The sequence below is a fragment of the Candidatus Omnitrophota bacterium genome (genome assembly GCA_030650275.1).
Taxonomy (GTDB): Bacteria; Omnitrophota; Gorgyraeia; order Zapsychrales; family Fredricksoniimonadaceae; genus JACPXN01.
Genome location: JAUSEK010000017.1, coordinates 1 through 24,460, shown reverse-complemented (window position 1 = coordinate 24,460; position 24,460 = coordinate 1). Strand labels below are relative to the sequence as shown.

The following is a 24,460-nucleotide window of genomic DNA, read 5'->3' as shown; positions in this document are numbered from 1 at the left end:
GGATTTCCCCGGTCCTTGTAGGGGCGTATGGCCATACGCCCGTACGTAGCAAATATTGATCCCCGCACCGTGGTTTTCTAAGTGGACGCGTTGTTCAGTTCGGCCAAATTTTGCGGCCTCATCACTGATTACGTTTTTATCAACACCCCCCTGGGCATCGCGGCCTTTACCGCCGGGTTCTTGTTATCTTTGTGGTATTCTGCCAAATCCTCGAATTTTTCCCGCTTTTTTCTTTTTGCCTTCATTGCTTTAAGCATCTACCTTCTCTATATAGTGCCCCGCAGACAGGAAGACAGGGCGCCGGTCCTTTTTGCCTTTGCCTCCGACATGGCGGATGCTGTCTTTAAGGGAGCTATAGTATTAGAAGATCCGTTTGCCCCACACCGGCTGTCTTTTCAAATGCGCGCCTTTGTCCGGCAGGGAGTTCAAGACCCAGCGCTCAAAGACCGCTTGTCCGAATTCGTCCACGCTCATTATCTTCCGGCCTTGGGAATGACCGGCCTTCGCGTGTGGCCCGGTGACCCGCAGGTGGTCAGGCATTATTCTCCGCAGGCCAAAACAGAGTGGAGGGGATTAAGTCAGGATTTGCTTGGAATTCTCAACAGCCCCGCAAGCCCGTGGCCTGCCGCGCGGGAATATCTGTTCCGATCAACAGAAACATCCAGTGGTGATCTGGACGATCAGGCCCTGCGATCGCTGGTTCAATACGAAGTAGGGGCCGGGTCACCCGGCCCGCTAATGACGGGCGGGGAAACCCCGCCCCTACTATGGAAAATCTGCGGCTGGGTTTTCGCTGTCTTCCCTTATATGTACAGCATTGCCAACGCCTCCTTGGGCATTGTTTTTCCTTTTACCCTGCTGGCCATGCTATTCACCTGCGACTTTTCTTTTTTGACGGCCTACGCTCGCAATTTTATTTGGATCAAATCGTGGGTTTTGGGCGGGGCCTTATGTCATTTTGCGTCGCTGGCCATGGCCTCCGCACAGGCGCGCCAGGCATTATCGGCGGCTTGGTTTTGGGAATACCCAACCTATGCCGTTTTCGGCGCCTTGCTGTTGTGCCTTATGCCGCTGATGACTTTCTTACTAACAAGGAGAAAAACATGGACCCACTCAACGTAGTCACTGATTTTTCAACACAGGCCATTGATATTCTCAAAGGCCCCATCGCCAAGATCCTGGCGGCATTGATTTTGCTGGCCGGCGTCGGCGGGCTTTTGCGCGGGCGGCATAAATTGGCCCTCTCGTGTGGCGCCGCCTTCATAATTCTTTTATTCTTACCCATTCTTTTGGAGCAGGTGGCCAAATGAACCTTAAATGCCCGCGGACCTTGGATAAGCCGGTTTTATTATTCGGCCTTGAGCCCGAAGACCTGGGGCTTTTGTCTTTGGCTGTCGGGATCTTGAGCTTATTTTTAGGCCCCATGATTCCCGGCGTGCTCGGTTTTGCTGGCTGGTTTTTATTGGCCCGTTTCAAAAAGGGGAAACCGTCGGGATACCTGTTGCATCGGATATACAGCTTGGGATTTGACCTGCCGGGTTTATTGCCCGCGAAAACGAGAACATATGCGGTTTGGAGTAAAAATAATGGAAAGCATGAAGTCAAAAAGTTCGCTGTTTGTCGAGCGCTGGGCCAGCGCTGAACAGAACAACATGAAATTGGGATATGCGGTCGCGGCCTTGTCCATCGTTTGTCTGGCCCTGGCCATGGTCGCGGGTTGTTTTGTTTTAAAACCCAGGCCGGTTTATTTTATTCCCGGAGTGGCCCAGGCGGGTTTAGCCGTTGCCCCGGCCTCGGGGTCAATGACCGCCAATGCGTTCGCGGTGTCCTGGCTTTTGAACTGGACGAACTTTACGCCCGCCACGGTTGAGGACGCCTATGCCCGCGCCCGCAAATTCATGTCACCCGTCTTATTGTCCAAGATCCATATCAGTTTGGAAAAAGACATGGAAGAGGTCAAAAAGAACAACATTTCGTCGTTATTCTCTTTGAGCCAGGACCCTGTGGTGGAGACGGACAAAAACGGTTTTTTAGTCACTGTCCGCGGTCAGAAGGGTGTTTACGTCGGCAAGGAAGAAATTAAAACCCAACAAGTCGTTTATCATTTACGCCTGCGTCCGGTCAACCCCACGGATGGAAACCCATACGGGATGACCGTGGACCGCGTTGACCAGGAAGAGGGAGCATTATGAACAGGGTCTTTGTATGTCTTTGCATCCTTTTTAACACCGGAAATGTTTGGGCCAAGGACATTTCCAAACAAGAACCAAGCACTGCGGTCCACGTGGCTGTCGGTAAGGTGAGCGAAGTATTTTTTCCCGAAAAGATCGCCAAGATCGTCAAGGGCGGCGCGTCGGATTCCGTGCTCGTTGAAGTTTTAGACCAGTCGCTGTATCTTTTGCCGAAATCAAATACACCGGCGGATGTTTTTGTCACAACCGTCTCCGGCCGGTCTTATCCATTAACCCTGACCATCGCGCCCCAACACGATATCAAGGTTGAGATCAACGGGGCTTCCGTCAGCAGTGTTAGTCCAAGCGCCGGCAATGACGTGATGGATGTGATGAAGGATATTCTCTCCGGACAAGAGCCGCCGGGATCAACGGCGCTTAAGGTCAATCGCGCGGACATCCTTTTTAAGGACAGTAAAATTCAACTGCATGTGCGTTCCGGTTATGATCTACCGGCATTGACTGCCTATATTTTGGAAGCCAGGAATCTGACGGATAATAGCGTCATTGTTCCCATTGAGCAGGTAACTTTTCCCCGTTTATTAGCGATCACATCAGATAGGGACATGATCGCCCCCAAAGGCCGGGAAGGGGACAGCACAGCGGTTTATTTGGTGGTTGGAAAATAATATGAACATTGAAGAGATCAAAACAAAGATCCGTCAGCACCCCATGATCGCCTATCCTTTGATCAGTTTGGCCGGTCTGGGATTGGTTTGTTTTGTGATGGCATCAGGGAAAGAAGCGCCACCCGCCGCCGGCCGGAAAGTGCAGTCGTCAGAGGGCAAGAATATCGGTTTGTCCGTCGGCGGCATTGACCAGAAGGCCTATCTTGTCCGTCTGGAGAAGAATTATTACGACTTTGAGGACCGCGTCAAAGCCATGGAGCAGGAAGTTAAGAGCATGAAGTCCCTTGCCGATGAGATCAAAAGCGGCCAAAAGGGCATCACCAAGACCGTGGCGAAATTGGACGGCCGGTTGACAACCAAAATGGAAGACCGGCTGTCTGAATTTCAGGATCAAATGGAAACGTCTAATCCGATGGGCGCCTCCTCCGGTCAGACGGTAGAACTATCCATTGCCGACATACAACCCGTTGTCCGCAAAGACCGGGACGCGGATACTGTTTATTTGCCCATGGGTAGTTTCTGCAAAGGCACGCTGTTGACCGGTGTTTACGCGGCCTCCGATGCGAATAATCCTTTGCCGGTGCTGATATCCTTGGACGAAGCGTTTCATGGCCCCAACCAGACGCGCATCCCCTTGAAGGGCGCCTTTGTTTTGGGCAAGGCCTTCGGTGATCTGGTCTCCGAGCGCGCGCTGATACAGATCATTTCCATTTCATCGGTATTACCTAATGGGCAGACATTCGAAGAGGGGGCTGACCTTGGTTATGTCACCGATGCCCAGGGAGATCTGGGGATCAAAGGGCAGGTCATCCGCAACACCGGCCGGGCCTTGGCTTTGAATTTCATGGGTGGCTTCACCGCCGGAGGGGCACAGGCCCTGGCTGACGGCGAGATCACGACCAGCAGGAACAGTGATGGGGACGTCACCCGTGATGTCACGGGCAGTGCGTCCAAGAACGCGCTGTTTTCCGGTTTGGCCCAAAGTGCCGGCAAGATGGCGGAATATTACGGACAGCAGGCGCAGAATTTAGTGCCGGCTGTGCATGTTAAAAGCGGCACGCAGGTTTGTTTCATCGTCCAGAAAGGGGTCAAGATCGATGGTTTACCGCGCGGTGCTCACATCCGTGTTGCTCATCTCGATTAGCGGTTGCGTTGGTCCTCATCAAAGGCCTGTATTGATACCTCGCCTGACCATGATGGACATTTACGCCAACAGCGTCGGGGACAGTCAGAAAGATACGGCCCGTTATATGCAGGAAAATCTCAAGGAGCAAAAGACATTCGGTTACGTTAAACCCTACATTCCTGTGATGACTGGCCCTGTGGTGCGCAAGGTCTGGATACCGGACCACAGGTCTGATGAGGATGGTGGTGTTTTGGTGGCAGGTCATTGGGTGTATGTCATGGTCCAGCCCCCGCGCTGGTTCATTCAGGAAGAAACACAAAATGTCAACGTGCCGGTGATCGTGCCCATGATACCGGAAAAGGGGACACCATAAGGTGTCCCCTTTTTAAGGAGGACGTACGATGGCGCTTCGATTAAAACAGATGGAGGCCTTATTTGATGAAGGGTACTGCCTCGCTGATCTGCTGCCATATATCGAATATGCTGATGGTGTTTTTGTATTGGCTGACGGCGGTCTGGGCAAGGTATGGCATATTGATCCATGGGAAACCGAAGGCAGGGGGCAGGAATTCCTGTCCTTGCTCGCGGGCCATTTGGAAAATCTTTTGACCCGTATCCCGACGGAAAAATTGGCCTGCCAGATGATCTTGAAAAAGACGGATGTCTTTTTTACCTTGCGCTATTTTCCCCATTGGCGCCATCCCCAACAGATGGCGTCGCATCAGGAGGATTTTAAGAAATATACGTCGCTCATCGAGGGGGTGTTTCAATCGGCTGGCATTGAATATCACCCGGTGGACGGCGAGGCCATGACCCAATGGCTGTACGGGATATTGAACCCTAAACGCAGGCAGTCCATCCCCAAGGTCGTTTTAGACGAGGAAGATCCCATCAGGGACCAGATCATTTTTTCTTCCCCGCAGACAACGCCTCAAGATCTTGTTTGCGAGGGTGTCCATATGAGAGTTGTCACTTTAAAGGAATTGCCTTCTGCAACGGTATGCGGCATGTTCAGCCGCGAGTTCCATGACGGCCATCCGTTTTGTCTTCTGGACGCGGCGCCGGACCTGATGATTGTCGTTAATTTCACGGTCCCGCCTTTGGCCGAGACCCTTTCCCGCCTGCAAATGCAAAAAAGTTTCGCGTTCATGCATCAGGAGAATTGGCTGGGCGACAAAAGCGTTGAGGCCGTGGAAAAAAAGAAAGAGCTGGATGAAACCATCGCGGACATGTTCAAGGGGGCCGGAAAGATCGTTTATGGACGCTGGCATTTCATTGTCCGCCACGAGGACCCCGCGGCTTGCGATGCCTTCGCGGACGCGGTCATCAACGGCCTGAACCGTTTTAACTGCGAGGGTATTAAAGAAGACCTGATCGCCGCGTCGCTGTTTTTGACATGCCTGCCGTTGAATTTTGATCCTTATTATGAAAAATTCATACGCCGCGCCAAACGGGTGGCCTCGGCCAATGCCAGTCACATGCTCCCCTTGTATGGCGCTTTTCGCGGCACCAAGACAGCGGCGCAGGTCTATGTGAACCGCCGGGGAGCAAAGGTCAATGTGGATTTCTTTGATTCCAACACCAATCCCCACGCCATGGTCATCGGCGCTTCCGGCTCGGGGAAAAGTTTTTTCATGAACGATTTTGTTTTGCAGAATGAACGTTTGGACGCGCACTTTTTTGTTTTGGACAAAGGGGATTCCTATAAGAAACTTTGTACGATCTTAGGTGGGCAATACATGGCGTTCGATCTGAACGCGCCGGTGACCATCAATCCTTTCGCCAATCCGCCGACACCGGAGAATCTGTCGTTCCTGCTTTCTTTATTATCGCAAATGGCCTCCGGCGGCGACGAGCGCGACCGGCTCAACAGGGAAGAAGAAGGCCTTTTGCACCGGGCGGTTCTCAAGGCCTATGAAAAACAGGACGTAGGGGCGGGCCCCTGCGCCCACCCGGAAATTGTTTTGTCCGATGTGGTCCGTGTTCTGAACGACGGCGCATTCAACGATGAATTCGGCGTCAATTCTTTGATGGGCCCAACGCTAGCTTTACGCCTGACACCTTTTACCCGCAAGGGACCGTATGGCGCTTTCTTTGACGGTCCCAATCAATTTTCCATCCAAAGCCGTTTTGTCGTTTTTGAACTGGCCAATTTGAGCGCCTATCCCGACCTGCAATTGGCGGTTTTATTGAATCTCATGTTTTTTATGACCAATTTTGTCTGCGCCGCTGATATGCGTCCCAAACGCAAATACCTTTTGATTGACGAAGCATGGTCCCTGCTCAAGGTCAAGAATACAGCGGACTTCATCGCCAACGCGTTCAAGACCTTCCGTAAATACCGTTGTTCGGTGGTGGCCATCACCCAGGAAGTCGCGGACCTGACCCGCCAGGAAAGCGGCATGGCCGTTATCGCCAACACGGCCAATAAGATCTTTCTCAAACAGGAACAGGCCGTGATTGATCTTCTCAAAGATAAATTATCTTTTGATGAGGCGACCATCCAATTGCTAAAGACCGTCACGACCGTGAAAGGAAAATTTTCCGAAGGGTTGGTCATGACCGATGCCTGCAAAGGCGTTATCCGCTTAGTGCCGGACCCGTTCTTATACTGGGTCGCGAATTCCGAGCCAAAAAATAATGACTATCTTTTTAAGAAAGCCGGATCATGCAACGGCAATTTCATCGAGGCCGTCAACTTGTGCGCCAAGGAGCATCCGTATGGAATTCAATAAGATATGTTCCCTCCCCCTTGTGGGGAGGGTTAGGGAGGGGGTCGTGGTTCTGGCTTTATTTTGTTCCGGCTGCGCGACGATATCCCCTGAACAAAAAGGCGTTTATGAACAGGGTTACCGGGCCGGCGTGGGAGAACAAATGCAGCGCATCGCCGCCGGTTTCCAGGGTGGTAACTTTCCCTATTATCATTGGACCCAGCCCATGGTCCAGGAGGTGAATGTTCCGGCGCATGTGGCCAACGGCGTTTTTATGCCCGAGCACAAGGAAATGGTCATTATCCAACCCGGCGAATGGGCTGTTGCTCCGGCTTATCCTGTCAATACACAACCTAAGGAGAGTTATGAACATCACGCGCAAGATAGGAACGTGGCTGTGTCTGATATCACTCATTTGCCCGGCGGTGTGGGCCAAAAGCGAACCGATGACACAGGTCCAGAAAGCCAGGATCATCCATGAGGAATGGGTCAAGAACCAAGATGTCGTCCTGAGCCCAAAGGGCGAAGGACCTCAAAGAGATCCTTCGGCCTACGGCCTCAGGATGACGGCGGGGGACGAAATGCAAAATGCGTTGACGACGAAAGTCACGGTCAAGGCGCAAGATCTTCCTTTAAGCGTGGTCCTAAAACCGTTAGCACAGTCCATCGGATATCAGTTATTGTTGGGGCCCGGCGTGGAGGACAAAAAAGTGAACGTTGACTTAAGCGACGCGCCTGTCAGCCGCGTGCTGAATACGGTTTTGTATCCTTTGGGTTATGGGTTTAAGGCCAAAGACGGTGATCTGGTCATTTTGTCCCAGGAAACACGGATCTACCGCGTGGTTTTGCCGCCGATCGTTCAGACGTTCAATGATACGACCAGCAATGAGTCGTTCGTCCAAAGCGCCAACGCAGCGTCAACGGGAATAAATACCAATCCACAGCAGATCAAATTAGGGACCAAGGTCCTGGTCAACAATAAGGCCTTGGAGATCTCATTTTGGGATGATATCGCGGCCAATCTGAAAACGCTCATTTCTCCCGGTGGGCAATTTTCCGCCAATAAGCCAGCCGGGTCTGTGGTGGTGACGGACACACCCGGGTTTCTGGACCGTATCGGACAATATTTTGACGAACTCAACCGCCGCGTTGCCCAGCAGATCGATGTGGACGTCAAGGTGGTGGAAGTGGCTTTAAGCGATGAGCACCGTTTTGGCGTGGATTGGAACGCGCTCGCCGAAAGTTTAAAGACATTGAATTCTTTGGGCATGGCCACGAATTTCGCGTCGGGTAATTTCACCAGCGGCCAATTCCTGACCTTCAATGCCGATGGTCCCAGACCGGGTTCAGGCGTCAGCGCGGGCGGGATCAAGCTGGCCATTGACGCTTTGGCCAAGCAGGGCAGGGTGGAAGTTGTGTCCCAGCCGCGATTGACCATTCTGAACAATCAAACCGCGGTCATCCAGGTCGGCTCCACCCAGAGTTTCGTGGACAAGACCACTTTTGAGACCACCCAGACGGGGACCATCACATCCATCTCCACGTCCCAGGTGCAGGAGGGGGTGACCATGCGTTTATTGGGCAATATCGTCGGTGACCAAATTTATCTTTCCGTGACCCCGGTCGTGACCACGATCGACAATATCCGCTCCATCACTTCAGGCACGACGACGATCGAGGCGCCGCAGACCACGACCAAGTCCATCAACACGCTGGTCAAATTGCGTGAAGGCCAAACCGTCGCCATCGGCGGGCTCATCACTTCCTATGTTCAAAAGACAAAACAGGGCGTCCCGGTCGTGTCCAAGATACCGGTTTTAGGAAAACTTTTTGAATACTCTCAAAACAAGAACAACAAAACAGAGCTGGTGATCTTTATCACCCCCAGGAAGATCTAGCATGGTCCACGTATTATTTGACGATTGGTTGTATCTGGACATTGAAGGCCGTCCCGCGGTTTGCGGCCAGGAAGAGACAACACGTCTTTATAAGTCCCGCATGAAGTCCGTGCGCGCCGCCTTTATTGATTGCGCGGTCAAGAATGTCACGGAACCGCTGCTTGAGTCCGCCTTTGCCTCTGATCACATTGTCCAGCATGAGCGCATGGGCGCAAACGTTTATCAAGTCATCGGCGCCCTTAAAACAGACATTGAACGCGTGCACCGTTATTTCAAGCCGGTCCCCGTCGTGTCCTTGGTGCCTTATCCCGTGGCGCTCCGTGCTTTTTTAAACGGCAGGGGACTGCTGTTCAAAGACAAAGCTGTGATCTTTCTGGATGACTTAAAGACGCAGGCGGTGTTGACCATCATCGAGGGCGCGCGGTTGACGGCTCCTAGGCGTATCAGCATGCGCGACACCGCGTACATGGTTTCCGAGATCCAGCGCCACCAGAAGAATTATATTTCCCAAAAAGAAGAAGGGGCCGCGCCCAGGGACGTTGCGTTCATCATTGTTTCCAATAATCGCGAATGGCTCACGGCCTTTTGCGATCACGGTTTGTTTACCAAACAAGACATTATTCACGTTGACCATTCCTGCCCTGTTCTTGAGGGATTAAAGAACGCCAAGTTCGCCATGCATTTTGCCTTGCCCGAAGACATTTTGAAACAGAAAAGGAGAAAGACCGTTCGCGGGGTCTTGAAGGCCGTAACTGTTTCTATGGTCATGGCGGCTTTGGGGTTTTGTTTTTGGGCATTGTCCATGGGCCATCAACAGGACATGGCCGTCCGGTTGGCTGATACACGGCAGGAGCATCGACGCGTTTGCGATGAATTGGCCGTTGTTGACCAAAAGAAATTTTTCTCATTTTTAAAGCAGTCCGCGCCGGTTGACTATGGACGTTTGTACCATGATTTTATTTCAGGCATACCCCGCGGGTATTTGATCCAAAAATTCCGGATGGACAGGGTTGATGATACCCGCTGGCAGTTTGTGGGTGTTATTTATCCCCAACAGGACAATGTCATCGCGCGATATTTTGAACGTTCCGGGATGTTCCGGAATGTGTTTCTCGAGAATGTTGTCGTGCAGGGACGTTGGGGGCAAACAATCGTCTTGAAGGAGGAAGGCGGTCATGAATAAGGTCATTATCGCCCTCGGATTCTTAGCGGGTATCTTTTTTGGTTTGCAGGCCGCGGACATCCCTGCGCGGATAAAACGGGACACCATTGAGGTGGAAAAACTCAAGAAAGATATGACGCATATGAAGAGTTTGATCGAGCGCATGAAGACATTTTCGGATGATGACCTGATCTCCTTGGAGCAAAATGCACGCCGGTTTTATGAGGCCATGGACGTTGTGTCGCATTACCGGGGTATTAAAAGTGCGGTCCATATTGAGGGGATCAATGAACAGGGAGTTATCGTACAGGCTTTTAGGCCGTCCGCGTGGCCGGGAGTCATGACAGCGGATGTGAAAGTCACTTTTTCCGATATGGCCGGCGTGGACAAAAATACGGCGGTGCTGGATTTCATGCGTCAAATGGAAAACAAGGGCCCCCTGCGCGTGAAGGAAATTGTGTATCAGGGCGGCAGGGGTCTGGTTTTAACGGTTGAATTATACGGGAGGGGCATATGAAAACAGGACTGGTTGTTTTTATGCTTGCGGCGGCTGTACCGTTGGCTTGGGGCCAGGACGATCAGGGGTATGACGCCATGAAGGATTTTATCCGGCAGGAAGACGATCGTTTAAAGGACATCAAACTTTTGAGTTTGGACCTTGAAAAAGCCGACCTGGAATTTAAAAAGAAAGAGATCCAGGCAAAAATGGCCGGGTTAAGCGGTACGGTCGCGCAGGATAAAGGGACGCCGGCCCCTGGCGGCCTGCCGGACATCCGCGTGTCCGGTATTGTCATCAAGGAAGGCGTCGGACATGCTTTTATCAGCGTTGAAGGCAGGATATTTTATGTCCGTGAAGGACAGGACATAGAAGGCAAAATGAAGATCACGAAAATTACGGACCAGGCGGTGTTTATTCAATATCCCGATGGCCGGACGCGTTCATTGGAATGGGCAGGGGGCTAAGATGAACAATGAGCGTCTGGGCAATATTCTTTTGCACAAAGGCCTGATCGACCGTGAACAACTGGATTTTTGCCTGAAAGTTCAGAAAAATAACGGCGGGGAACGTTTGGGCAAGGTTTTGCGCCACTACGATTTTATCAAGGACAAGGATGTTGCCGACGCGCTCGCCCAGCAGGTGGGGTGGGATGTTTATGAGGGGGAGTATGTCCCTGATCTTGAGGCGGCGCGTATCATGGGTATTGATTATTTGCTGGAGCATATGGTTTTTCCGTTGCAGTCCTCCGGCGGCATTGCTTTCATTTTTGCAAGGACGGATGATATCAGCGCGACGGACCATATTCAAAGCAAATTCAAAAGCCCTGTTCGATTTTATGTCGGTCCCGAGGGACATTTAAGGTCAGCGCTGGAGAAGATCATCGGTCGGCGGGCAGACCAGGCGGCTGTTGCGCAGGGCGGGGACGACCTTTTGATCTGGTTTGAGGGGCATTTGAACGCGGCCATTGCCCAGGGGGCCACCGATATCCATATTGAACCTTCCGCTAAGGCCGTGGAAATGCGTTTTCGTGTGGACGGCATCCTGCGTTTCAGGGACACGCTGCGTTTGTCCCGCCTGTCCCGTTTGGCCAACATCATTTTTCATAAAGCCGAAGTGGCGGTCAGTGATTTTGGGCATTTTCATGATGCCCGATTCACCCATCGTCACATGGACCGCGATGTGGACGTGCGCGTATCGCATATTCCTTCGGTGCACGGCTCGTCCCTGGTCTTGCGGCTTTTGGATAAATCAAAGGCGGCCATTGCCCTGACCGATCTGGGCTACGCGCCTGACCATTGGGAAATGATCCGGGATGATCTGATCAAACCGGAAGGGATCACGCTGGTCATAGGCCCCACCGGCTGCGGCAAGACCACTACACTTTACGCGATGCTCAATCATAGCAAGGACATCAGCCGCAAGATCATGACCGTGGAAGATCCCGTGGAGATCGAGTCGTCGTTGATGTCCCAGGTGCAGATCAATCCCAAACGCGGTATTTATTTTCACGAGGCGGTGCGGGCTTTTTTAAGGCATGACCCGGACGTTATTTTGATCGGAGAGGTCCGTGACGCACAAACCGCCCAGGAAGCCCTGCGTGCGTCCATGACCGGACATAAGGTTTTTGCCACCCTGCACGCGAATAAACCGCTGGATGCCCTGTTGCGTTTGAATGATCTGGGCGTATCCTGGGCCTATCTTGCCAATAATTTGGGCATGGTCATCGCCCAGCGTCTGGTGCGGCGTTTGTGTCCTTTATGCAAAAAAGATCGCAGGGTCAGGCGCGTGGACCTGCCTGAATATGGCCGCAAATATTTGTCCCGGGAGGAACAGATCATTTTTACGGCGCAGGGCTGTTCATACTGCCGCGAAGGTTTCGACGGCCGGACAGTCATCGCGGAGGTATTAAATATTAATGATGACATGGTCTGCATGATCAGCCACGGCGATATCTTTGGTTTGAAGGGCCATCTCAATGCGTGCAAGGACCACAGGACATTGGTTTCTGATGCCAGGCGTTTGGTCCTTGCCGGCACGACCAGCATTGAAGAAGTTGTCAGAATATTAGGGTAGGTTATTCAATGAGTAAATTGTCCGATACTGTTCTATCTGAATTTTTTGGTGATTTTGCCGATATGCTTTTGACCGGGACTGGGGTCCCTCATATATTGGCCGCCCTGAAAGAGACGACCGGGGATCCCGTTCTGATCAAAGTGATCGGGCGGATGGAAAACGATACGCGTCAGGGCCAAACGCTTTCGGCAGCCATGACTTTAACCGGAAAATTTCCCTGGCTCGCGTGGACCACAATCCATGCCGGAGAACAGGCCGGTCAATTATCGGAGTCCTTCAGGGTTCTCGCGGAATATTTCCGCCGCAAGAGCGACATGAGAAAAAAGATGGCAAGAGCTTTCATTTATCCGTCCATTGTTTTCGTTTTGTTGTTCGGCATTATGTTTTTTATGGCCTTGAACGTCGTGCCCCGGCTGAAGAATTTACTTCCCGCGGATGCTTTTGACCGCGGACTGACACGATGGGTATTAGGTTTGAGCGGTTTTTTACAGGATTCTTGGTTTTTATGCGTGGGTTGCGCCGCCGTGATCACCGCGGGGGCATTTTGGTTTTTTTATCGAAGGTCTGATATCTGGGAGAAATGGATATGCCGCGTGCCGGTCTTAGGTCCCGTGATCAAAGAGTCCATTTTGTCCGTATATTTTTTTAATCTTTCCGTGCTTTTAAAAAGCGGGGTAACGCTGATGAAAGCCATCCATGATCTCAACACCGCGCATGCTTGTGAAGTGAGCCGGCGGATCTTTAATTGCCGGGAGTACATGTTCGGCGGCCTGTCTTTTTGGGAGTCCGTCAAGACAGACCCATTTTTTTCATCAGTGACTGTTTTTACATTGCGCCGCGGCGAGGAAATGGCGCGTTTGGATGATCATTGTTTTCGGCTGGCGCAATATTTTGACCGCAGGGTCTCTTCGCGGCTTGATGTTTTGGCCCAATTGGTGCAGCCCGCACTTTTAGCGATGGGGGGCGTGTTTTTGGCGACCATCGCCTTTGCGTTTTTAATGCCCATTTATGGAGGATTGACCCGCATCGCGGGAGGTTAAACAAAAAAGGAGAACGAACATGAAAAAGACAGATCAAAAAGGGTTTTCATTGGTAGAACTGGCCATCGGTTTGGCGGTGGTCGCGATCTTGATCCTGGCGGTTTCCATGTCATCGGGCATACAGGACAATGCCCGCGTGCAGTCAGCGGCCAACAGCGTGCAGTCCTTGCGTTCAGCGGCGGAGAATTATCTGGTTTCCGGTAAGGTGAGTTACACCGGTATTTCACTGGATGCTTTAAAGATCTCCAAGTTTTTGCCTGATAATTTTAATGCCGCGGGGACCAACCCCTGGGGCGGGGATTTCACATTGGCTCCCAACAGCGACACGACGCGTTATGACATATCTTTGTCAGGGTTAAAACAAGAGGACGCGGATAAGCTGACCGCTTATTTTGTCAGCAACGCGTCCAAGACGGTGTTTGACGCGTCCGCCGGAACATGGACAGCGACATTTTAGTATACCCTTAATGGTGTATTAATGTATTATTGTTACATATAGGGTATAAGTATGATAAAAATTTGTGGACATTACACCCGATAGGGGGTATACTTACACTATGAACTTAGCCGATAAAGTCAAACAGTCACGCAAAGAGGCAGGCCTAACTCAGATCGAATTTGCTAAGAGGGCAGGTGTTGGTTTGCGTTTTGTCCGTGAACTTGAGCAAGGGAAAACCACGATGCGGATGGACAAAGTCGATCAGGTTTTAAAATTCTTCGGTTATCGCCTGGAGGCGGTGCGTTATGAACGACAAAATATTAAAAACAGCTGAAGTGTTTTATGGAAAGAAACGGGCCGGTTTTCTGTATGAAACAGAAAAAGGCTACGTGTTCGTTTATGATCGTGATTTCTTAAAAGAAAATATCCCTATTTCTGTTTCATTACCACCCAGGAAAGATCCTTATGAATCCAAAGAGTTGTTCCCTTTTTTCAGCGGCCTTCTTCCGGAGGGGTGGTATCTTGATCTGGTTGTGGCCAAACAAAAAGTGGAACGTAACGATCAATTTGGGATCCTTGTTTCTACGGCTGGAATGGACACTATAGGAGCAGTAACGGTCCGGGAGGGATCTTAATGTCTTTCAAGTCAATGTTCGGGACGACCAGGGAGCCCATGATCAGTTTCTCATTGCCGGAAATTTCTCTTAAAGCCCAGGACATGGTTGGTAAGCTTTCCATTTCCGGCGTCCAGCCCAAGTTATCAGTCAAATTTGACAAGAGATCGGGCGAACTGGTTCCGGCCCCGGAAGGCGGTGAGTATATTTTAAAACCGCAGCCCCAAACCTTTCCTCATCTTCCACAGAACGAACAATGCTGTATGGACATCGCACAGGCCCTGGGTATTGATATCCCTGAACATTGTCTTCTCCCACTCACCGATGGAAGTTTTGCCTACGTGGTCAAACGTTTTGACCGTCAAAGCGCACAAAAAATACACCAGGAAGATTTCAGCCAGATCCTCGGAAAGGATAAATACGATGGCTCTGTAGAACAGATAGGCCGTAAACTCAAAGAAATATCTTCTGTGCCGGGCCTGGATGTGCAGCTTTTCTTTGAACGGGTTGTGTTGAATTTTCTTCTGGGCAATGGAGACGCGCATTTAAAAAATTATTCCATCAATTATCATAAGACCACGCAGATCAGATTGTCTCCGGCATACGATATTGTTTCTTCCAAACTAGCCATACCGGATGAAAGGGAGGAATCCGCCTTGGCGATTAACGGCAAGAAAAACCGATTGTCCAGGGAAGATTTCGATGCCGTGGCAGAGCACCTGCAAATCCCGGTCAAGGTGCGTTATGAGAAATTTATCGGGCAAGCCGGTCATATCAAAGGCCTTATCAATGTCTCCAAGCTCAACGCGCAAGAACAAAAAAGTTTTAATGTCATAGTCAAGGACCGTTATCAGCGTATAAATTTTTGAGGCCTATCACTTTAGCCTTATGGGCTTCCCCGGCCCGTTGTATCTGAATAATTCCCCGCAGTAAAGATCTTCCTTGGAGAACAAAGGTTTTTCCCTCATAGAATTGTCCATCGTGATGGCTGTTGCGGCTATTTTGGCCGCGGCAGCGACACCGGTGGTCATCCGTTCGGTGGAAGTCAAGGCCGGGGAGAAAACAGCCCTGGAGATCACCCGCCTGCAGGACATCGCCCGCAAGTTTTACGTACAGCATGACAAGACCTGGCCGCAGGACCTTAATGCATTGCGCCAGGCGGGGTACGTGAATCCGCAGTGGGACGGACGCAACGCTTGGGGATCGGATTATCTGGTTTCGGATGTTTCGGACCTGTTTTCTGTTTCGACCGATGTTCCGCAAAATATGACGGGGCTTGTCTCCATGCGCGTCCCGATGGCTTCTGTTTCCGGGAAAACAGTGACAAGTTCCATAGGGATCTATGACGGGTCCGCGGGGGGCATAGACCCGGGCGTCATTGTCGCCTGGTCCGGCACCATTGATTCCATCCCCGAGGGCTGGGCTTTATGCGACGGGACCAACGGCACCCCGGATTTGCGGGACAAGTTTATCGTCGGAGCAAGACAGGACGACCAGGGGGCGGCCAAAACCATGATCATGGGGAGTTTGTCCAGGACCGGCGGCACGATCAGCCATGATCACGGGGGAGCGACCGGCAGCCACGTGTTGACGGTCGCTGAAATGCCTTCACATCACCTCGATATCATGGTCAATGACACAACAACCTCCGGCGGTTGGGCCCGATATCCGGAAACGGTAGCAGTCAGCGGTCTAAAACCTTATCCCACGACCAGCATCGGAGGGGACCAGCCCCATACTCATCCTATGACCGCTGATTTTAACGTTCCGCCGTTTTACGCGCTGGCGTTCATCATGAAATTACCATGATCTTTCTTTTACTCATTTTTTTTATGATTTGTCCGGATGTCCATGCGCGTGGGGACAATGCCAAAAGTTTTATGGAAATGGCGCGCAACGTGGACTGGTCGTGCATGCGGTTACAAACAGGGGCATGTCCCAAGCCGAATCCGCCTTACGTCGGCGTGCGATGGAAATATTGGGAACCGGTTTTGGTGATGGAGAGCGTCAAAGCACCCGGGGATTATGTCATACGGGAAATAGGTCCCATCGTGGGGCCTTTTGCCAAACAAGCGGCGCGCATCTCTTTGGGGACCGCGACCGGGTTGAAAGGAGTGGATCCGGGCGGCGGTAATGGATTTCAGGCCCTGGGCGGTTCCAATTTACAGTTTAACGAAGTTCACCTTTATGATTTTCCGTTAAAAATGTTTATGGACGCGGCTTTATGTCCGTCCGTTCCTAATATGACCTTGGGTATCCGGTATTTGTCTGAAGCAGACAGCGCTCAATGGCGCATGCAAAACGGGGAGAAGGTGTTATTTCATATCGGGCAATGGGGGCCTCTGTACCCGCGCACCGGGTTTTTGGTGCATACGAATTCCACCGTGGCATCGGCCCTGCACGTTTTGCGCGCTGTGAGCATTGCCGGCGACATCGTTTCCAAACATACGGTTGAGTCCCCACTGGACTTCCGTATGAATTTGTTGACCGATAAAATGCAGATGATCCATCCGTCAAAAGGCACATGCATGGCACCGGGGACAGACGCGCGTTTATGGCAAAGGCAGGCGGTTTCCGAGGGAGAAAAATATGTGTGGATTTATTGGAGGCGCCGCGAGTGCTGTCGTTAGGTTTGCGGCGGTCATTTTTCTTTGTGCTGATTGCGTGTGGGCATCTGATTTCTTTCACATGGGCCCGGTAGAGTATTTCCCTGGAAGCAAGAGATCCATGAAAGAGGGGTTCCGGCAGGCACAAAAGATCGCGGATTGGCGGGAACCGGTTTTAGCGCCTGCCCCGCCTCAACCTGTTGCTGATCTCCTGGACAACCCGACCCCCGACAACGCCCGCCGGTATCTGGACTGGCAAGATGAGAAAATACAGCGCGTCCTGAAAGCGCAGGAGGTCTTGGCCGCTGTAGAGCAGGAGGAACAGAAACATTGATACGCCGTCATTTATGGCTTGTTTTTATTCTTTGTTTTTCGTCCGCTCGCGCTGACATTTTTGAAGATAACAAAGACGCTTTTGGCAGAGATGATTGGAAAAAAGCCGCGGCCAAAGACAGCTACGGGTTGTATTATCGTAATGGTTTTGACGATCAGTCGACATCCGCCTTGAGTTCTTTCGAGTATGGTGATCAAAATGTCCCTGATCCGCCTTTGTCCGCGTTTGATTTTAAGGACGATCTTTTTAACCAGATCTGGACACCTTTGTTTGATCGTATTGAGACTGAAATCCTGATGCAGCGCATGATACACTCACCATTGATGCTGTGGCAATACAGTTCTCCGGCGGGGGCCGATCTTTTTAAGCATTATCAGATCGCCGGGAATTTGCGGCTGGACAGGTTTTATCGGCAGATGGAAGACATCCAAAGGCGCACGGGGGGAGACCTGGGCGTTCTTTCGGACCAGGCGCGGATGGAGTGTTTGGAAGATCCCAAATTGGATGACCGCGGCAAGCCCGATCTGGTCAAGACCATGTTGTTTTGTTCGCAGGGCAGGCTGGTTTTTGACGCTTCCTTCGCCGACATCATGGGTCAAGTGTTGGGCCGTTTGCATGTGAGGGGAGAGCGAAAAGATATGATCACGGCGATCATGCCCAAATGGGTGATCACCCCCAACGGGTATGAGATGAACGGTCCTGTCCAAAGGATAGGCAACGTGTTTAGCGACTACCGGGACGGGATCCTGGAAAAATTATACGGCCTTATGGAACAATACCGGAGGCGTCAAAGTGTTGATCCTGACGATCTGCGGGAACTGTCCTTGCCCGGCCTGCCTTTGACCGATCAATCCTTGCGTGACTGGCTCACACTGGAGGCATCACAGGCCGATCTGGTTTTGGGAAAGATCGCTTCACAGTTGGCGCGTGTAAAGACCATGGAACAATATGATATGGCCTTGGAGTTTTTAAACCGTGCCCTGATCCATCCTTCCATCAGGGAAGGGCATAAAATGATCACGCGGCAAGCGTTGGAGTTCATTGTCCGGGAAAAGAATTCTCTGGCGTCTTATCGCGCAGGCCTCGGCGGTTACGCGACGGTCCTTGGCTCTGTCGCGGATGTTGCAGAGAAAAGACGTCTTGAAATTATCCGTGATCTTAACAACGATAATGGAGATAACCATGGTCATTGAAAGTTTGGGCCGATGGGGGGAAGAGCGGGCCGCGGAATTTTTAAAAGCCAAGGGCTATCGTATCCTGGAGAGGAATTATAAGAATAAAATAGGCGAAATAGACGTCATCGCTTCCGATGGGAAAATCCTGATTTTTGTTGAGGTAAAAACCCGTCGGTCGCTGGCTTACGGCCAGCCGTATGATTCCGTCACGCGCCATAAGCAAATGAAAATAGCCCGCGTTGCGTTTTCTTATCTCAAATACCGTTGCGGCACAGTGGATGTGAACGCAAGGTTCGACGTGATCTCGATCGTCAGGGATGGGTCGGGCCAAACACGCATTGAACATATCCCGCATGCTTTTGATCTAAGTCGTTAAACCTCATTCATCTGTTCCGTATCAGCCAAAGGCTGATCCGCCTTTGGCGGAAAAAATCCCAAACAGTCATTGTCTTGCCTTGTCCTTAATATAGAATATATGCGGTATCTAAAATAAATGGGGGGAGGGGTCAACCCCCATTATTTAGATACAGGTTTTCTTTTGCTATTAATATTAATATTTATTCCGACGAGCACTCTGCAATTTTTGAATTTATTTAGTGCAGAGTGCTCAATGGGGGTGCGGGGGAACCTGTTCCCCCGCGCTTGGGGGGTGCTCAGTCCCGACGATAAGTCGGGACGCCGAAGGGGGGCTTGCCCCCCTAGCGGGTGCGGTGGCAACCCCTTTTAACCAGCACGTATTGGTTGACAACGCACGAGGATGCGAATTTTCTCCATCATACGCTCCTTCACGCTCACTCTTGCCGCGGTGTTCCTCGTTTCTTTGGCCCCGCCTTTGGCGGGGCAGGCGTGGGGTGCGAGCCTCACGATCCCGTCGGGCTCGACTATTAACGTTAACACCGGAACGCTCAACGTCCCCGGAAACATCACCAATGCCGGCACTTTGCAGACGACCAGCGGCACCATCACGCTCACCGGTAACTGGGTCAATTCAGGGACGTTCACTTCCAATACCGGCACCGTCACCTTCAATGCCACCAGCGGCACACAGACCCTGAACACCGGCGGTGTGGCGAATGCTTTTTATAATCTCACCCATAATGCCGCCAGTACCGTCCAATTGATCACCAACGTCGTTGATATCAACAACAATTTTTCCAATACTGCGGGCACGTTTGACGCCAACAGTTTGAACATGACCGTGGGGAAAAATTGGACCAACTCCGCCACATTCACTCCGGGTACCAATACCGTTACCTTGGATGGTTCCAGCCAAAGCATCAGCGGCACCACGACGTTTTACAATTTGACCAAAGGACCGCTCGCGGCGGCAGACACCCTGACGCTGGCGGACACGACCGCCTCGGCGGCGGGGCAGACCATCACCCATACTCTGACGCTCAAGGGCTCGGCCGGCAATCTGTTGAGCTTGCGCAGCAGCACCAATCTCACCTACGCGAAGATCTCTTTGCAGGCCGGCGGGTCCCAGTCCATGCAGTATCTGGACGTTAAGGATTCCGATGCCTCCGGCGGGCTGCTGCTGGTAGCGGGAACCACTTCGACGGACACGGGGCCGCAAACCAACATCAACTGGTCGTTCAGCGGTGCCACCATGACCTGGGACGGGTCGGCCTCCACGGACTGGGATGATCCTTTTAACTGGGATATTGGTCTTGTGCCCGGGTCAACGGACACCGCCGTCATTCCCTCGGCGCCGGCCAATCAGCCGACCCTTTCTACCGCTGTCAATATCGCCAACCTGACGGTCAATGCCAGCGCCACCGTAACTCTAGCCGGCAATAATTTGACGGTCACCAATATTCTATCTAATAGCGGGACGGTCACTTTGAGGGGGACCGAAACGGTGAAGATCAAGACCATCGATACCGATTCAGGTACGTTTACTTACACAGGTACCGGCGGGGCAGGGCCGTTCACCATACAGATCACCGACCCGACCACAAATGTCGTTTTGACCAACGAGTATTATCATCTGACGATCAATGATTCAACCAACTTGGGCACATTTTTGCGCACGGCCGATTTGAACGTGCTGGGGAACTTGACGATATCCGGCGGGAATCTGGATATTTCCACCAATGCCAAGACCCTGACCGTCACCGGGAATATCGCTATCAGTGCCGGGACATTGACCGCCACCAACGGCAATATCGATGCCAACGGGTCCGTGACCATTTCCGGCACCGGGACATTGACCGCTCCCACAACGGGGCAAAGTTTTACCATCGCCGGGGATTTCACCCATTCGGCCGGTACGTTCACGCATTCCAGCGGGACCGTCACTTTTGATACGACGGCGACCGCCACCATCACCGGCGATACGACGTTTTACAACTTCACGTCAACAACGGCAGGCAAAACGATCAATTTTACGGCCGGCAGCAACCAGACAATCAACAATACCCTGTCCCTGCTGGGCACCCGTGCCAGCGCCATCACTCTGCGTTCCACATCAAGCGGCAGCAAATGGAGTATCACCTTTCCCAATGGGGCCCAGACGGTCAACGCCTTGAATGTCAAGGATTCCGATGCCCTGACCAATACGGTCACGTGCTTGAACTGCACGGATGCCGGTAACAACAATGCCAACTGGATCTTTTCCAATCTGAGGATCACAGCTCCCGATGACGTCCGTACCGTTGGCAGGACGCCCACCATTATCGGGCTGGCTGTTGCCAGCAGCAACATCACTATTAAAGATATTTCTGATAATATTGTGGCCACGGCCCGGTCAGATGCCAACGGTAATTTTCGCGTCGTGACCGGCGTCGATCAGGATACGGACGGCTCGACCACGGTAACGGCGGGGATCCAATTGGCCCTGGGCGCCAATGCCTTGACGCCGTATCTGGGGGTGGTGCCCGGTTTACAGAACAGTTTGACGGTCGTGGCCAGCCCCACCACCTCCCAGGTCCCTACCATCACATCACCGATCAACAATCAGAAGATCAGCGGCAGTAAGCCCACCATCGTCGGGCAGGGGCAGGCGTTGCAAACCGTTACCGTTGTCGCCAATGACGCGGCCGGTGCTTTGCTCTTGACGGACGTCGGGACCGCTACGGTGGCCGCGGACGGCAGTTATTCCGTGACCTTGACCACAGCTTTGCCCAAAAGCACCAACTATCTTTCCGTGACGGTTGACGGGGTTGCCAGCGACCTGATCACAGTCACTTTGACGGATCCCTTCGGGGTTGTTTTTGACTCAACAACCGACCGCCTGGTCAAGAACGCGACAGTGTCCATATACACGTCTTCCGGCCAATTGGCCCGGGCGGGTGTGGAATTGGATGCCGCGGATAACAATCCTTACACGACCGGCACCGACGGGTTTTACAGCTTTTTGGCCACTGCCGGTAATTATTACATGGTTGTTTCCGCTACCGGCTACACCTATCCGTCCCAATTGACCACGTTCCCCAGCGGCCGCACCATCATCACCGGTTCCAAAGGGGAGGCCTTCACCGTCGGCACGGCCGTCCTCGAGATGGATCATCCGGTGGACGCCAACGGGTTTTTACTGCGCATTGAAAAGGACGCCAATAAAAGCGAGGCCAGGATCGGCGATGTCGTCACCTACACGGTCAAGATCGAGAACCTTTCGTCCGACAATGCCGTCAACAATGTCGTTCTGGACGACCGTATCCCGCCCGGCTTCAAGTATTTGTCCAACCGCGTCCTTTTAGACGGCGTGCCTTTGACCGAACCGTCGGGCCAGCGGCCTTTGTTGTTTTCCATCGGCACGGTCCCGGCGGGCGCCACCATGACCTTGAGATACCAGCTGATCATCGGCAGCGGAGTAACGGTCGGTTCTTACGAAAACAGGGCCGTGGCCCGTTACAGCAACGGGCTTATCATTTCCAACTACGCTACCGAGATGGTGAAAGTGATCATGGACCCGTTATTTGACTTAGGCACGGTCATCGGCAAGGTGTTCTATGACCTTAACGATAACGGCGTTCAGGACGCGCCGGAATATGACGCCACGGAGGGCTGGACCATTGTTGAAAAGCCCGTGCCTAACGTGCAGATCGTGACCGAGGACGGCATGGTGATCACCACCGACAGGGAAGGCAAGTTCAGCGCGCCCGGTCTTTTGCCGGGCCGCCATATCCTGCGCGTCAACGAGCGCACCTTGCCGCCGGGCACGTTTTTGACCACCGATAAAGCCCTGCTGGTGGACATCACGCCGGGCCTCATGGTCAAAGCCAATTTCGGCGTTAACATTGACAATGAACAGGTCGTCGGCAAGGACGCGCAGTTCTTCAATGAACAGATCCGGCTCACCCAGGACGCGAACAAACCGGCGCCCCGTCTGAATGCCGCGCTCTTTGATCCATCGTCGGACCAGGGGGCGCTCGAGGCGATCCCCATGTATAACGAGGCCTTTTTGAACCAGGTGGAATTCAGGCTTTTCACCAATTACGCGTCTTTTATCGACAGTTGGCGTCTGGATATCCTGGACAGGGACACCAAAAAATTGGTCAAGCGTTTTGAGGGCGCCCGTTTGAATATTTATGACCCGCTCTTCTGGAACGGCCGCGGCAATGACGGCAAGATCATCCGCACGGACCACAAATATTCTTATGTTCTGACCGTCACGGACAGTCAAGGCGCTCATGACACGACCAACGAGAAACCGTTTGACCTGCGGATCATCACGGATGAGGCGCAGTATCTCAAAGAGATCGACAAACAAAAAGACAAGGAGGCGCTCGCCCAGCGCGCCGCAAGTTACAGCAAATGGGCCGAGGCCCAGAACGCGATCAATAATACCCGGATCCAGGCCATTGCCATTCAGGGAGAAACGCTCAAGATCGACCGCCAGGGCCAGGACATCAGGTCCGTGCGTATTCTCAAGGACGGCGCGCTGTTCGCGGAAGTTCCCGTCGGACAGGGCCAGGAATTGACACCCCAAGACCTGCTGTCCGGTTTCGGGCAGCAGGACCATCCGGATGATCTGGAAATGGTGTTACCCAACGGCGATTATGTTTTGGAAGTGGTCGGGCCGAAAGTGTCGGCGCCCGCGGCAGGCCCCGCCATAGGGGTGCCATCCCCCGCCATAGGCGGGGCAGGCGGGACCTTGGGTTTTGAACGTTACACCCGCCAGGTGAAGGTCGGCGACGATTATTTCATGTTCGTCGCGCTGGGCGACGCCAAGGTAGGATACACGTTCAATACCGGCAATGTGGAACCCGTGCAGAACAATGACCAGTTCCAGCCAGGGTTTTGGAAACAGGGCAAAGGCGCGTATTACTTAAAAGGCAAGGTCAAGGGCAGATATTTAGTGACATCCTCGTTTGACACTGACCGCGCGCAAAAGGAATTATTCCGCAAACTTGACCCCAACGCGTATTATCCGATCTACGGGGACAAAAGCACGATCAATTACGATGCCACCGACACCAGGGGGCCGTTGTATCTGCTCGTTGAGTGGGACAAGTCCTCGGCGATCTGGGGGAATTATGCCCTTGATTTTAAAGATACGGAATTCGCCGCGTTTACCCGCACGTTCTACGGCGGCAAGATCGATTACCAGTCGCTGGCCACCAACCCTTACGGCGATGCGCGCAGCAAGGCGTTGGTTTTCCACGCCGAGGTCCAGCAAAGGCCGTCGCACAATGAATTTTTAGGCACGGGCGGGTCGCTGTATTTCCTGAAACATAAGGAGATCATCCAGGGCAGCGACAAGATCCGCTTGGAGGTGAGGGACAGGGTCACGGGCCTTCCCATCGGTAGCAAGGTCATGAAAAACGGCGCGGACTATGAACTCGACGAGAGCGAAGGCAGGATCCTGTTCTGGCAGCCGGTCTCCATGATCGTCAAGGCGGAGTCCATCGTCTCTGACGGGCTTTTGGAAGGCAATCCTGTTTACGTGGTCACGGATTATGAATACGCGGTCAAGGAC

25 protein-coding genes are annotated in these 24,460 nt (G+C 52.5%); all 25 read left to right on the top strand.

Features of this window, described 5'->3' with window-relative positions; translation table 11 throughout:
* Positions 1-81: 81 nt before the first annotated feature.
* On the top strand, positions 82-1,122 hold the full coding sequence (locus tag Q7K71_04835; GenBank protein ID MDO8675424.1) for a hypothetical protein: 1,041 nt from the start codon (positions 82-84) through the stop codon (positions 1,120-1,122).
* Positions 1,104-1,310, top strand: a complete 207-nt coding sequence (locus tag Q7K71_04830) for a hypothetical protein (protein MDO8675423.1) — start codon at positions 1,104-1,106, stop codon at positions 1,308-1,310. The genes Q7K71_04835 and Q7K71_04830 overlap by 19 nt, the downstream gene beginning before the upstream one ends.
* Positions 1,307-1,642 (top strand): type IV conjugative transfer system protein TraL, encoded by a 336-nt coding sequence (locus tag Q7K71_04825; protein ID MDO8675422.1) that lies wholly within the window; start codon positions 1,307-1,309, stop codon positions 1,640-1,642. The genes Q7K71_04830 and Q7K71_04825 overlap by 4 nt, the downstream gene beginning before the upstream one ends.
* Positions 1,596-2,192, top strand: a complete 597-nt coding sequence (locus tag Q7K71_04820) for a TraE/TraK family type IV conjugative transfer system protein (protein MDO8675421.1) — start codon at positions 1,596-1,598, stop codon at positions 2,190-2,192. Before Q7K71_04825 ends, Q7K71_04820 begins: the two co-directional genes overlap by 47 nt.
* Positions 2,189-2,860 (top strand): type-F conjugative transfer system secretin TraK, encoded by a 672-nt coding sequence (locus tag Q7K71_04815; GenBank protein ID MDO8675420.1) that lies wholly within the window; start codon positions 2,189-2,191, stop codon positions 2,858-2,860. The genes Q7K71_04820 and Q7K71_04815 overlap by 4 nt, the downstream gene beginning before the upstream one ends.
* A gap of 1 nt (position 2,861) precedes the next feature.
* On the top strand, positions 2,862-4,004 hold the full coding sequence (locus tag Q7K71_04810; protein MDO8675419.1) for a TraB/VirB10 family protein: 1,143 nt from the start codon (positions 2,862-2,864) through the stop codon (positions 4,002-4,004).
* 49 nt (positions 4,005-4,053) lie between these two features.
* Positions 4,054-4,359 (top strand): TraV family lipoprotein, encoded by a 306-nt coding sequence (locus tag Q7K71_04805; GenBank protein MDO8675418.1) that lies wholly within the window; start codon positions 4,054-4,056, stop codon positions 4,357-4,359.
* Positions 4,360-4,387: 28 nt separating this feature from the next.
* On the top strand, positions 4,388-6,721 hold the full coding sequence (locus Q7K71_04800) for a TraC family protein (protein MDO8675417.1): 2,334 nt from the start codon (positions 4,388-4,390) through the stop codon (positions 6,719-6,721).
* Positions 6,722-6,764: 43 nt separating this feature from the next.
* Positions 6,765-7,178 (top strand): hypothetical protein, encoded by a 414-nt coding sequence (locus Q7K71_04795; protein MDO8675416.1) that lies wholly within the window; start codon positions 6,765-6,767, stop codon positions 7,176-7,178.
* Positions 7,063-8,595, top strand: a complete 1,533-nt coding sequence (locus Q7K71_04790; protein MDO8675415.1) for a hypothetical protein — start codon at positions 7,063-7,065, stop codon at positions 8,593-8,595. The genes Q7K71_04795 and Q7K71_04790 overlap by 116 nt, the downstream gene beginning before the upstream one ends.
* Position 8,596: 1 nt before the next feature.
* A complete protein-coding gene (locus tag Q7K71_04785; protein MDO8675414.1) occupies positions 8,597-9,778 on the top strand; it encodes a hypothetical protein in 1,182 nt (393 codons plus the stop codon).
* Positions 9,771-10,274: a hypothetical protein gene (locus tag Q7K71_04780; protein ID MDO8675413.1), complete on the top strand. Its 504-nt coding sequence runs from the start codon at positions 9,771-9,773 to the stop codon at positions 10,272-10,274. The genes Q7K71_04785 and Q7K71_04780 overlap by 8 nt, the downstream gene beginning before the upstream one ends.
* Entirely contained in the window at positions 10,271-10,720 is a 450-nt protein-coding gene (locus Q7K71_04775; GenBank protein MDO8675412.1) for a hypothetical protein, read from the top strand. The genes Q7K71_04780 and Q7K71_04775 overlap by 4 nt, the downstream gene beginning before the upstream one ends.
* 1 nt (position 10,721) lies before the next feature.
* Positions 10,722-12,329, top strand: coding sequence for an ATPase, T2SS/T4P/T4SS family (locus Q7K71_04770; protein MDO8675411.1), 1,608 nt, complete (start codon positions 10,722-10,724; stop codon positions 12,327-12,329).
* Between the two features lie 8 nt (positions 12,330-12,337).
* Positions 12,338-13,369 (top strand): type II secretion system F family protein, encoded by a 1,032-nt coding sequence (locus Q7K71_04765; GenBank protein ID MDO8675410.1) that lies wholly within the window; start codon positions 12,338-12,340, stop codon positions 13,367-13,369.
* Between the two features lie 19 nt (positions 13,370-13,388).
* On the top strand, positions 13,389-13,826 hold the full coding sequence (locus Q7K71_04760; protein MDO8675409.1) for a type II secretion system protein: 438 nt from the start codon (positions 13,389-13,391) through the stop codon (positions 13,824-13,826).
* Positions 13,827-13,926: 100 nt separating this feature from the next.
* Positions 13,927-14,142 carry a type II toxin-antitoxin system Y4mF family antitoxin gene (locus tag Q7K71_04755; protein MDO8675408.1) on the top strand — a complete coding sequence of 72 codons (216 nt, stop codon included), beginning with the start codon at positions 13,927-13,929 and terminating at the stop codon, positions 14,140-14,142.
* Positions 14,114-14,443: a HipA N-terminal domain-containing protein gene (locus Q7K71_04750; protein MDO8675407.1), complete on the top strand. Its 330-nt coding sequence runs from the start codon at positions 14,114-14,116 to the stop codon at positions 14,441-14,443. Before Q7K71_04755 ends, Q7K71_04750 begins: the two co-directional genes overlap by 29 nt.
* The gene (locus Q7K71_04745) at positions 14,443-15,291 is read left to right on the top strand and encodes a HipA domain-containing protein (protein ID MDO8675406.1); all 849 of its coding nucleotides are present in this window, start codon (positions 14,443-14,445) and stop codon (positions 15,289-15,291) included. The genes Q7K71_04750 and Q7K71_04745 overlap by 1 nt, the downstream gene beginning before the upstream one ends.
* A gap of 73 nt (positions 15,292-15,364) precedes the next feature.
* On the top strand, positions 15,365-16,231 hold the full coding sequence (locus Q7K71_04740) for a prepilin-type N-terminal cleavage/methylation domain-containing protein (GenBank protein ID MDO8675405.1): 867 nt from the start codon (positions 15,365-15,367) through the stop codon (positions 16,229-16,231).
* The gene (locus Q7K71_04735; GenBank protein MDO8675404.1) at positions 16,228-17,052 is read left to right on the top strand and encodes a TraU family protein; all 825 of its coding nucleotides are present in this window, start codon (positions 16,228-16,230) and stop codon (positions 17,050-17,052) included. The genes Q7K71_04740 and Q7K71_04735 overlap by 4 nt, the downstream gene beginning before the upstream one ends.
* A gap of 97 nt (positions 17,053-17,149) precedes the next feature.
* On the top strand, positions 17,150-17,362 hold the full coding sequence (locus Q7K71_04730) for a hypothetical protein (GenBank protein MDO8675403.1): 213 nt from the start codon (positions 17,150-17,152) through the stop codon (positions 17,360-17,362).
* Positions 17,359-18,555 carry a hypothetical protein gene (locus tag Q7K71_04725; protein MDO8675402.1) on the top strand — a complete coding sequence of 399 codons (1,197 nt, stop codon included), beginning with the start codon at positions 17,359-17,361 and terminating at the stop codon, positions 18,553-18,555. Before Q7K71_04730 ends, Q7K71_04725 begins: the two co-directional genes overlap by 4 nt.
* Complete coding sequence (locus tag Q7K71_04720; GenBank protein MDO8675401.1) at positions 18,545-18,913, top strand: YraN family protein; 369 nt, start codon at positions 18,545-18,547, stop codon at positions 18,911-18,913. Before Q7K71_04725 ends, Q7K71_04720 begins: the two co-directional genes overlap by 11 nt.
* A 381-nt stretch (positions 18,914-19,294) precedes the next feature.
* A partial coding sequence (locus Q7K71_04715; GenBank protein MDO8675400.1) for a hypothetical protein occupies positions 19,295-24,460 on the top strand: 5,166 nt, incomplete at its 3' end.

What these genes read in the sequence shown, in the direction of transcription:
- Q7K71_04830 (MDO8675423.1), top strand. Translation starts at nt 1,104, where the DNA reads ATGGACCCACTCAACGTAGTCACTGATTTTTCAACACAGGCCATTGAT.
- Q7K71_04825 (MDO8675422.1), top strand. Translation starts at nt 1,307, where the DNA reads ATGAACCTTAAATGCCCGCGGACCTTGGATAAGCCGGTTTTATTATTC.
- Q7K71_04820 (MDO8675421.1), top strand. Translation starts at nt 1,596, where the DNA reads ATGAAGTCAAAAAGTTCGCTGTTTGTCGAGCGCTGGGCCAGCGCTGAA.
- Q7K71_04815 (MDO8675420.1), top strand. Translation starts at nt 2,189, where the DNA reads ATGAACAGGGTCTTTGTATGTCTTTGCATCCTTTTTAACACCGGAAAT.
- Q7K71_04810 (MDO8675419.1), top strand. Translation starts at nt 2,862, where the DNA reads ATGAACATTGAAGAGATCAAAACAAAGATCCGTCAGCACCCCATGATC.
- Q7K71_04805 (MDO8675418.1), top strand. Translation starts at nt 4,054, where the DNA reads ATGATGGACATTTACGCCAACAGCGTCGGGGACAGTCAGAAAGATACG.
- Q7K71_04800 (MDO8675417.1), top strand. Translation starts at nt 4,388, where the DNA reads ATGGCGCTTCGATTAAAACAGATGGAGGCCTTATTTGATGAAGGGTAC.
- Q7K71_04790 (MDO8675415.1), top strand. Translation starts at nt 7,063, where the DNA reads ATGAACATCACGCGCAAGATAGGAACGTGGCTGTGTCTGATATCACTC.
- Q7K71_04785 (MDO8675414.1), top strand. Translation starts at nt 8,597, where the DNA reads ATGGTCCACGTATTATTTGACGATTGGTTGTATCTGGACATTGAAGGC.
- Q7K71_04780 (MDO8675413.1), top strand. Translation starts at nt 9,771, where the DNA reads ATGAATAAGGTCATTATCGCCCTCGGATTCTTAGCGGGTATCTTTTTT.
- Q7K71_04775 (MDO8675412.1), top strand. Translation starts at nt 10,271, where the DNA reads ATGAAAACAGGACTGGTTGTTTTTATGCTTGCGGCGGCTGTACCGTTG.
- Q7K71_04770 (MDO8675411.1), top strand. Translation starts at nt 10,722, where the DNA reads ATGAACAATGAGCGTCTGGGCAATATTCTTTTGCACAAAGGCCTGATC.
- Q7K71_04765 (MDO8675410.1), top strand. Translation starts at nt 12,338, where the DNA reads ATGAGTAAATTGTCCGATACTGTTCTATCTGAATTTTTTGGTGATTTT.
- Q7K71_04760 (MDO8675409.1), top strand. Translation starts at nt 13,389, where the DNA reads ATGAAAAAGACAGATCAAAAAGGGTTTTCATTGGTAGAACTGGCCATC.
- Q7K71_04755 (MDO8675408.1), top strand. Translation starts at nt 13,927, where the DNA reads ATGAACTTAGCCGATAAAGTCAAACAGTCACGCAAAGAGGCAGGCCTA.
- Q7K71_04750 (MDO8675407.1), top strand. Translation starts at nt 14,114, where the DNA reads ATGAACGACAAAATATTAAAAACAGCTGAAGTGTTTTATGGAAAGAAA.
- Q7K71_04745 (MDO8675406.1), top strand. Translation starts at nt 14,443, where the DNA reads ATGTCTTTCAAGTCAATGTTCGGGACGACCAGGGAGCCCATGATCAGT.
- Q7K71_04735 (MDO8675404.1), top strand. Translation starts at nt 16,228, where the DNA reads ATGATCTTTCTTTTACTCATTTTTTTTATGATTTGTCCGGATGTCCAT.
- Q7K71_04730 (MDO8675403.1), top strand. Translation starts at nt 17,150, where the DNA reads ATGAAAGAGGGGTTCCGGCAGGCACAAAAGATCGCGGATTGGCGGGAA.
- Q7K71_04720 (MDO8675401.1), top strand. Translation starts at nt 18,545, where the DNA reads ATGGTCATTGAAAGTTTGGGCCGATGGGGGGAAGAGCGGGCCGCGGAA.